The sequence below is a fragment of the Leekyejoonella antrihumi genome (assembly GCF_007845645.1).
Taxonomy (GTDB): Bacteria; Actinomycetota; Actinomycetes; order Actinomycetales; family Dermatophilaceae; genus Leekyejoonella; species Leekyejoonella antrihumi.
In genome coordinates, this window is sequence record NZ_VCQV01000026.1 from 1 (window position 1) to 8,670 (window position 8,670).

At 67.8% G+C, this 8,670-nt stretch carries 5 protein-coding genes; 1 reads left to right on the top strand and 4 read right to left on the bottom strand.

What is annotated here, in order from left to right; translation table 11 throughout:
- Positions 1–199 precede the first annotated feature (199 nt).
- The 4 genes from xdhB to uraD all read right to left on the bottom strand — a co-directional run bounded on the left by xdhB (position 200) and on the right by uraD (position 7,464).
- Positions 200–2,602, bottom strand: a complete 2,403-nt coding sequence (gene xdhB, locus FGL98_RS16685) for a xanthine dehydrogenase molybdopterin binding subunit (protein WP_146318535.1) — start codon at positions 2,600–2,602, stop codon at positions 200–202.
- 1 nt (position 2,603) lies between these two features.
- Positions 2,604–4,091 carry a xanthine dehydrogenase small subunit gene (locus tag FGL98_RS16690; RefSeq protein WP_146318537.1) on the bottom strand — a complete coding sequence of 496 codons (1,488 nt, stop codon included), beginning with the start codon at positions 4,089–4,091 and terminating at the stop codon, positions 2,604–2,606.
- 62 nt (positions 4,092–4,153) lie between these two features.
- A complete protein-coding gene (locus FGL98_RS16695; RefSeq protein ID WP_146318539.1) occupies positions 4,154–5,533 on the bottom strand; it encodes an 8-oxoguanine deaminase in 1,380 nt (459 codons plus the stop codon).
- A 5-nt stretch (positions 5,534–5,538) separates the two neighbouring features.
- A complete protein-coding gene (gene uraD, locus FGL98_RS16700; RefSeq protein WP_146318541.1) occupies positions 5,539–7,464 on the bottom strand; it encodes a 2-oxo-4-hydroxy-4-carboxy-5-ureidoimidazoline decarboxylase in 1,926 nt (641 codons plus the stop codon).
- A gap of 338 nt (positions 7,465–7,802) precedes the next feature.
- Here uraD and FGL98_RS16705 point away from each other — a divergent pair, with 338 nt between their 5' ends.
- Positions 7,803–8,588: an IclR family transcriptional regulator gene (locus FGL98_RS16705; RefSeq protein WP_146318543.1), complete on the top strand. Its 786-nt coding sequence runs from the start codon at positions 7,803–7,805 to the stop codon at positions 8,586–8,588.
- The last annotated feature ends 82 nt before the right edge of the window (positions 8,589–8,670 follow it).

Here is an 8,670-nt window from a genome sequence, read left to right on the forward strand (position 1 = left end):
CTTGAAAGTGCCTGTCCTGTAGAGATCCTGAGTTGTCGCAAACCCAAGTATCTCTTACAGCACAGGCACTTTCACGTCCCCCGACCGCGCGTCACACCTCAACCCGTGAAAGACGCAGGCTAGGGACTCGGTATTAGTCAATCTTGGTGTGGCGCAATACCTGCGTCGCCGATCGGCGGCGGAGCAGTTGACCCGGCCTCTATCGGTTGGATGCCATCACTGGCTGCGGGACAGCGCTGGTAGGTGCACCCACAGAGGCCTTGTCGGGCGCGGCCTGCGCTCGGGCCGTGTCGAGTGCCCAGAAAACCGCCTCCGCGGTGGCCGGTGCACCGAGATGCACCGTGGCGCCCTCGGCCCCGAACGCGCCCGCGGCGTTGCGCAGTGCCTCGCGCACGCAGATGGCCAACATCAGCGGAGGTTCACCGACCGCCTTCGACCCGTAGACGGCGCCCTCCTCGGTGGCGTTCGCAAACATGGTCACGTTGAACTCCTCGGGCATCTCCGAAAAGCTCGGCAGCTTATAGGTGCTCGCGGCCTGCGTGGTCAGCCGCCCCCTGGTCGGACCGTTGCTTGCGTCCCATCGCTGGTCTTCCAGGGTCAGCCAACCGGCGCCCTGCACGAAGCCGCCCTCGATCTGACCGAGATCGACCAGCGGCGACATGCTGTCGCCGGCATCGTGCACGATGTCGACCCTTCGGGTCCGGTACGCGCCGGTGAAGCCGTCGACCTCCACCTCGGCGAGCGCGGCGCCGTAGGCGAAGTACTTGAAGGGCTCACCCTGGAACCTCGCGTTGTCCCAGTGCAACCCCTCGGTGCGGTAGTAGCCGGCGGCCGACAGCTGCACCCGGTGGAAGTAGGCCGTCTTGACCAGATCCGCCCACTGCAGCGGCTCGTGCGAGCTGCCGAGGCCGTGCACCTGACCGTCGACGAAGCGCACGTCGTTCGGCGGCACTCCCAGCACTCCCGAAGCCACTGTGGCCAGCCGCTCCCGGATCTGCTCGCACGCGTTCTTGACGGCGCCGCCGTTGAGGTCTGCGCCGGTGCTTGCCGAGGTCGCGGACGTGTTGGGGACCTTGTCCGTGCGAGTGGGCGCCAGCCGCACCGACGACAGGGGCAGGCCCAACGCCGTCGCGGCCACCTGCAGCATCTTGGTGTGCAGTCCCTGGCCCATCTCGGTGCCACCGTGGTTGACCAGCACCGAGCCGTCCTTGTAGACCAGCACCAGCGCACCGGCCTGGTTGAACGCGGTGAGGTTGAAGGAGATTCCGAACTTCACCGGTGTCGCGGCAAGCCCGCGCTTCGTGTGCGGGTGCGCCCGGTTGAAGGCCTCTACCTCCAGACGTCGGGCCACATAGCGGCCCTCGTCGAGCACCTGGGTCCAGATCTTCTCCAGGCGCTCGATCTGCCGCACCGGCTGCCCGAAGGGGGTGAGCTGACCCGGCTGGTAGAAGTTGCGGTGCCGGATCTCCTCCCCGGTCAGGCCGAGCAGCGGGGCCACCTCGCCCAGGATGTTCTCGGTGACGAGCATGCCCTGCGGACCGCCGAATCCGCGGAAGGCGGTGTGAGATGTCCTGTTGGTCTTGGCGATCCGGCCGTGCACCTCGATGTCGGGGATCCAGTAGGCGTTGTCGACGTGGCACAGCGCCCGAGACAAGACCGGCTGGCACAGGTCAAGGCTCCAGCCCCCGTCCACGGTCATGGTCACGCGCAACGCGAGCAGATGACCGTCGTCATCGAAGCCGGCCTCCCAGACGGAGTGGAAGTCCGGGCGCTTGCCGGTCATCGTGATGTCCTGGTTGCGGTTCAGCCGCACCCGCACCGGGCGACCCGTCAGGGTCGCACCGAGGGCGGCGATCGCGGCATACCCGTTGGCCTGGGACTCCTTGCCGCCGAAGCCGCCGCCCATCCGCAGGCACTGCACGGTGACCTCGCTCGAGCTGCGGCCGAGCACGTGCGCCGCAACCTCCTGAGTCTCGGTGGGGTGCTGGGTGCTGCTGTGGATGAAGACCTGCCCGCTCTCGTCCACCTGGGCGATCGAGGCCTGCGTCTCGATGTAGAAGTGCTCCTGGCCGGAGGACTCGAACGTGCCGCTGAAGACATGGGTCGACCGCGCCAGCCCGGCGGCGGCGTCGCCGCGGGCCACGGTGGGCTGCTCACCCTGATAGCTGTCCGTGGCGATGGCATCGGGGATGGTGACCACGGACGGCAGCGACTCGTAATCGACCTCGACGGCCTTCGCGCCGAGGCGGGCGGCCTCCAGCGTGTCGCCCAGGACCCAGCAGACGGCATGCCCGTAGTACATGACCTCGGTCGGGAAGAGCGGCTCGTCGTGGTGGATCCCCGAGTCGTTGACCCCGGGCACGTCGTCTGCGGTGAGCACCCGCACCACACCGGGCACCTTCAGCGCCGGCTCGGTCCGCAGGCTCGTCACCCGGGCATGGGCGTGCTCCGCCTGCACCGGGTAGGCGTGCAGCAACTGCGGGAAGCGACTCACCAGGTCGTCGGTGTAGAGCGCGGCCCCGGTGACGTGCAGGTCGGCACTTTCGTGCGGCACCTTGACGCCGACGGCCGGCTTCTCGGGACGTTCGGACAGCTGACTCATCTCAGACCTCCTGGAGGCTCGGGTTCTCGGCGTGCAGCTTGAGCAGCGACTGCTCGAGCATTGCGGTGCGGTAGCGGGCGCTGGCCCGGTGATCGTCCATGGGGGTGCCCTCGCCCCCGAGCACGTTCGCGGCGTGCTGCACGGTGGCGGCCGTCCACGGCCGGCCGATCAGCGCGCTCTCCGTCTCCCGCGCGCGGATCGGAGTGGCGGCGATGCCACCGAGGCCGATGGCGGCTCGGGAGACGACACCGTCCTGGACGTCGACCGCATAGCCGACGGCCACACTCGAGATGTCGTCGAATCGACGCTTCGCGATCTTGTGGAATGCCGTGATCGGCGCCAGCGGGGTGGGGATCCGCACCGCCTTGATCAGCTCATCGGCGGCGCGCACGCTCTGGCGGTATCCGGTGAAGTAGTCCACCAGCGGCACCTCCCGCTCGCCCCTCGCCGATGCGAGCACGAGCACCGCATTCAAGGCCAGCAACACCGGGGGCATGTCGCCGATGGGGCTGCTGGTGCCGAGGTTGCCTCCAATTGTGGCACCGTTGCGGATCAGCCGAGAGGCAAACTGGGGAAAGAGCTGCTCCAGCAGCGGCACGCGTCCGGCCAGCCGCCGCTCGATCTCGGAGAGGGTCAGTGCCGCCCCGAGCTCGATGTACTGCGTGCCTGCCTGCGGGGTGTCGAGCGGACCTGTGGGCAACTCGAAGGTGCGCAGCTCGGACAGCCGGTCGATCGCGACCACCAGCGGGCTGCGGACGCCCTTGATATTGACGTCCACGCCCCAGTCGGTCGAGCCCGCGACCAGCGTTGCGTCCGGTCGCTCACCGAGCACGGTCAACGCCTCGGCGAGGTCGGCCGGGCGCACGAAGTCGCCGTCGGGTCCACTGAATCGGGTCGCGGCAGCGGCAGGGGCAGGGGCCGACCGGCGCTTCGCCATCGGGTCGTCCTCGCTCGCCTGGCCCACGGCATACGCCGCGTCCCGGATCGGGCGATAGCCCGTGCACCGGCACAGGTTGCCGCTGAGCGCATGGATGTCGAACCCGTTGGGTCCGTGCTCGGCGTCGCCCTCGTGGCCACCGCACGCCGGCGGCGAACCGGCGGGGCAGCGGTCGCTGCGGTAGAACTCCGCCGCCATGCTGCAGACGAAGCCCGGTGTGCAGTAGCCACACTGTGATCCGCCGCGCGTCGCCATCTCCTCCTGCACCGGATGGAGCCGACCCGTTGCACTCAGCCCCTCTGAGGTGACGACCTCCTGACCGTCGACGCACGCGGCCGGGATCAGACACGCATTGATCGAGGTCCACGTGGTGCCGCCATCGGCATCGGGCCGGGCGACCAGCACCGCGCATGCCCCGCACTCGCCCTCGGCGCAGCCTTCCTTGGCGCCGGTGAGCCCCTGGTCACGGAGCCAGTCCAACATCGTGGTGTGCGCCGACACCCCGCTCAGAGAGGCCTCTTGTCCGTTGACCGTGGCCTGCAAGCTGCTCATGATTCCGCTCCTCTCGTCATTCGTCCCGCTCCTTGTCACCTGGTCTGCGCCTGCAGAGATGGTCATGCGCTCACACCTGCCCGGGCCAGCAAAGTCCGGCTCGCCGCCGCGGACCGGGCCGTGACCGTGTCCTCGTCGACGGTGACCAGACGGTCCCGCTCGACGACGGTGCGACCGGCGACCAGCAGTCGCTCGAGCGGCGGGTTGCTGCCGAGCACGAGCCCGGCGACCGCATCGAGGATGTCGACGTGCGGCAGGGTGTCGACCCGCCACAATGCGATGTCGGCCTGCTTGCCGACCTCCAGAGACCCGATGTCGCGATCCCAACCGAGCGCGCGCGCCCCGCCGATGGTGGCCATCTCCAAAGTATCCCGCACACTCAAGGCTTTTGGCCCGCCCTTCGCACGAGCGAACAGCAGCGCCATCCGTGCCTCGCTCAGCAGGTCGGACGCCTCGTTGGAGGCCGACCCGTCGACGCCGAGGCCGACCGGCGCGCCGGCATCTCGCAGGTCACGGCTGCGGCAGATGCCCGCGCCCAGACGACCGTTCGACGACGGGCAGTGCGCAACCCCGGTGCCGGATGCGCCGACCTTCCGGACCGCGTCGTCATCCAGATGTATGCCGTGCGCGATCCAGACGTCGCCGCCGAGCCAGCCCAGCGACTCCATGTACTCCACCGGGGAGCAGCCGAAACGGTCTCGGCAGAACTCCTCCTCGTCGAGGGTCTCCGCAAGGTGGGTGTGCAGCCGGACACCCTGGTCCCGAGCGAGCTCGGCTGAGGCGCGAAGGAGGTCTCCGGTCACCGAGAACGGTGAGCAGGGCGCCAGCCCGATCCGCAGCATCGAGTCCGGCGAGTCGTCGTGCCACCGGTCGACGGCCTGCATGCTGGCCGCCAGGATCGTGTCGATGTCCTCGACGACGTGGTCCGGTGGCAGACCGCCGTCACGACGACCCAGGTCCATCGAACCGCGTGTCGGCAGGAACCTCAGCCCGACCTGGGATGCGGCGTCGATCTCGGCGCCGAGCAGGTCACCGCCGTCCTTGGGGAAGACATAGTGATGGTCCATGGTCGTTGTGCATCCGGTGCGGGCCAACCAGGCCAGCCCCGCGGTCGCGGATGCCCGCACGATGTCCTCATCGATGCCGCCCCACACCGGGTAGAGCGTCACCAGCCAGTCGAAGAGCGTGTCGTCGACAGCCATCCCGCGCGTCACCCACTGGTACAGGTGATGGTGCGCGTTGACGAGCCCGGGTGTCGCGACGCAACCGCGCGCATCGATGACCTCGGCATCGGTGGCCTCGGGTGCCGGGCCTGCGCCGACGCCCGTGATCCGGCCCGACTCGAGCACGACGTGCCCAACCCGGTGCTCGGTCCGGTCCGGATCCATCGTGACGACCGTGCACCCATCCAGGATGGTTCGGCGTCCTTGCGGGACAGTCATCTTCATCAGCTCCGAGTCGCGAACCGGTCGCGTGCGCTATGGATCGGGTTGGCACTGGCGACCCGGTCGTCGAACCGATACCCGGCGATCTTCGCGATCTCGATCAAGGCGGCCGCGTGCTCCTGGTTCCTCGAGTTGCCCAGCCGCTCCCAGCCGCGGCGCAGCACATCGTCGACTCCATGCTCGTCTCGGATCGCCACGACCAGGGGGAAGCCGAAGTGCTCGCGGTAGGCCGCGGTCAGCGAACCGAGCTCCTCGTGCTCGCCCTCCGCGAGCCGCAGCAGATCCAGAGAGGACTGGTCCCGCAACGACGCGGGGTCGTCGTGCACGCTGTCCGCGCCCAGGTCCGGGTAGTCCCGGATGAGCGCGAGCTGGTCTTCGTCGTTGGCCGAGAAGATGGCGTCCTGGAAGGCACGTCGCAGCACTCGGGTGTCGGCGAACGGCCGGAAGGAATAGGCGCGGGCGGCAACCCAGTTCGGCCCCTGGAAGAGCCCCGAGAACGCGCTGACGAACTCGTCCTTGCTCATCTCATTGACCTCGTCCAGCCGGATCAGGTCGCCGGGCTGACCGGCGATCGCCGGCCCGTAGCTCTTGCCGACGTGGTGGAAGATCAGGTTGAGCACGATCGCCGAGATGCTGCCGATCGTGATGCCGCTGCCGAAGAGGACCTGCGCCCACGACGGCACCGCCTTCGCCACGTCGGGAATCGCGGTGACGTACATCGCCAACCCGACACTGGTCGCGACGATGACCACGTTGCGGTGGTCGTGGAAGTCGACCCGCGAGAGCGTCTGGAAACCGACCACGGCGACGGTGGCGAACATCGCGAGCGCGGCGCCACCCAACACCGGGTTCGGGATGCCGGCAACCAGCGCACCCGCCTTGGGCAGCACCCCGAGAACGATCATGATCGCGCCGGCCGAGGCCACGACATACCGGCTCTTGATCCTGGTCAGCCGGACCAGCCCGACGTTCTCCGCGAAGCAGGTGTAGGGAAAGGAGTTGAGGACACCACCGATGGTGGTCGCGAGGCCGTCCGCACGCAGCGCACGCCCGATGTCCTTGGCGCCGACCCGCTTGCCGACGATCTCGCTGGTCGCGAAGACGTCGCCCGTGGTCTCCACCGCGGTGATCAGCATGACGACGATCATCGAGATGATGGCGGCGATCGAGAACTTCGGCCAGCCGAAGTAGAACGGGTGCGTCACCCCGACCCACGCCGAACTGCTGACATTGGTGAAGTGGGCGTCGCCGAGGACATAGGCGATCACGGTGCCGGCCACCAGGCCGACGAGGACCGCGATGGTGGCCATGAACCCCTTGAAGACCCGCTGGATGACGACGATGAGCAGCAGGGTGCCGATGGCGTAGGCCATATTGCGGCCGCTCTCGGGGTGCAGGTTGGCGGCGCCGCCCGCGGCGTCCGTCGCGGCCACCGGCAGCAGGGCGATGCCGATGATGGTGATCACCGACCCGGTGACCACCGGCGGGAAGTATTTGATGAGGCGGCTGATGTATGGCGCCGCGAACAACGTGAAGAGGCCGGCGATGATGACGGCGCCGTAGATGACCAGCAGGCCATTGGTGCCGTTGCCGTGTGCGACACCTATAGCAATCATCGGGGAGACCGCGGTAAAGGTGACGCCCTGCAGCAGCGGCAGCTTGACCCCAATCTTCCAGAAGCCGATCGACTGGATGATTGAGGCGATGCCACAGGTGAGCAGGTCGGCGTTGATCAGGTGGATCAACTGTGGTGTGCTCAACTTGAGCGAGCTGGCCAGCAGGATCGGCACGATCACCGCTCCGGCATAGAACGCGAGGACATGCTGGAAGCCGTAGATCGCAAGCTTCGGCACGGGAAGGATTTCGTCAACCGGGTGCGTGGCACGAGGTTTCGCTGCCTTGGTCAGGACTGGATCGGAAGTGGTCATGGGGGGTGCTCCCTCATCAGGCGCCCACCGAGTCCACTGACTCGGTGTGGATCGGGTGAAGACCTACCCCGTGCGCCGTATGCGGGGCGGCCCGATCCTCCTACTTCTCGACTGGTCTCGCAGATGCGTTATATCGAGATGCGGAAAAGAGTTTTACACAGACGGAACACTAGACTGTGACGTCCATCACGTCAACGTTTTGTTGAATTCAGCTTCCGAACGCCTCCAAAACCGTCTCCTCTCGGCGCGGGGCCGACCGCTGACACTCTTCCCTCGCCCCAGCAACTTCTGTATCGTGACAGCTTCTTTTCGCATATCGGAATGATTGAGGTCGGATGATGACCCAGAACCACCTGGCCCCACCCGAGCGGATCGGCACTCGGGTGCGGTCGCTGGACCGTGCATTCGACATCCTCGAGACGGTCGCCGAAGCCGGCGGAAGCGCCGGGGTCTCGGAGATCTCCCTGCTGTCCGGACTCCCGATGCCCACGATCCATCGCCTCGCGCAGACCCTCGTCGATCGCGGATATCTGCGCAAGGAGCCCTCCCGGCGATACAGTCTCGGTCCGCGTCTCATCGGACTCGGCGAGGCCACCTCGAGCCTGCTCGGCACCTGGGCCAGGCCCTATCTCGCTCGACTGGTGGACAGCATCGGGGAGACCGCCAACCTCGCCGCTCTCGATGGCGACCTCATCGTGTATGCCGCCCAGGTTCCCTCCAAGCACTCGATGCGCCTGTTCACCGCGGTCGGCCGCAGTGCACTCCCGCACACAACGGCAGTGGGCAAGGCCCTGCTTGCCGATGTCGACCCCGAGACCGTGCGAATGTTGCTGGGGCGCACCGGGATGGCGCCGGCCACCGAGCACACCATCACCTCCACACGCGCGTTCGCGGAGGCGCTGACGGCGGTGCGCGCGCAGGGCTATGCTATGGACGACGGTGAGCAGGAGGTCGGGGTGCGGTGCGTCGCCGTGGCGGTGCCCGGCATACCGTCCAGGATCGCGCTGTCCGTGTCGGGCCCCCGGACCCGGATGTCCGATGCGGTGGTCGAGCGCGCGGTGCCCGAACTGCGCTGTGCCGCCGAACAGCTCGGGGCTGAGCCCGGAGTCCGCACCACCCGCTGACACGGCACCGTCCCGGCCTGCTCCGCTGGTTGAGCCGCCGGGCAAACACCGCACGGCTGGTTGAGCCGCGGGCGAACGCAGT

What these genes read in the sequence shown, in the direction of transcription:
- xdhB (WP_146318535.1), bottom strand. Translation starts at nt 2,602, where the DNA reads ATGAGTCAGCTGTCCGAACGTCCCGAGAAGCCGGCCGTCGGCGTCAAG.
- FGL98_RS16690 (WP_146318537.1), bottom strand. Translation starts at nt 4,091, where the DNA reads ATGAGCAGCTTGCAGGCCACGGTCAACGGACAAGAGGCCTCTCTGAGC.
- FGL98_RS16695 (WP_146318539.1), bottom strand. Translation starts at nt 5,533, where the DNA reads ATGACTGTCCCGCAAGGACGCCGAACCATCCTGGATGGGTGCACGGTC.
- uraD (WP_146318541.1), bottom strand. Translation starts at nt 7,464, where the DNA reads ATGACCACTTCCGATCCAGTCCTGACCAAGGCAGCGAAACCTCGTGCC.
- FGL98_RS16705 (WP_146318543.1), top strand. Translation starts at nt 7,803, where the DNA reads ATGACCCAGAACCACCTGGCCCCACCCGAGCGGATCGGCACTCGGGTG.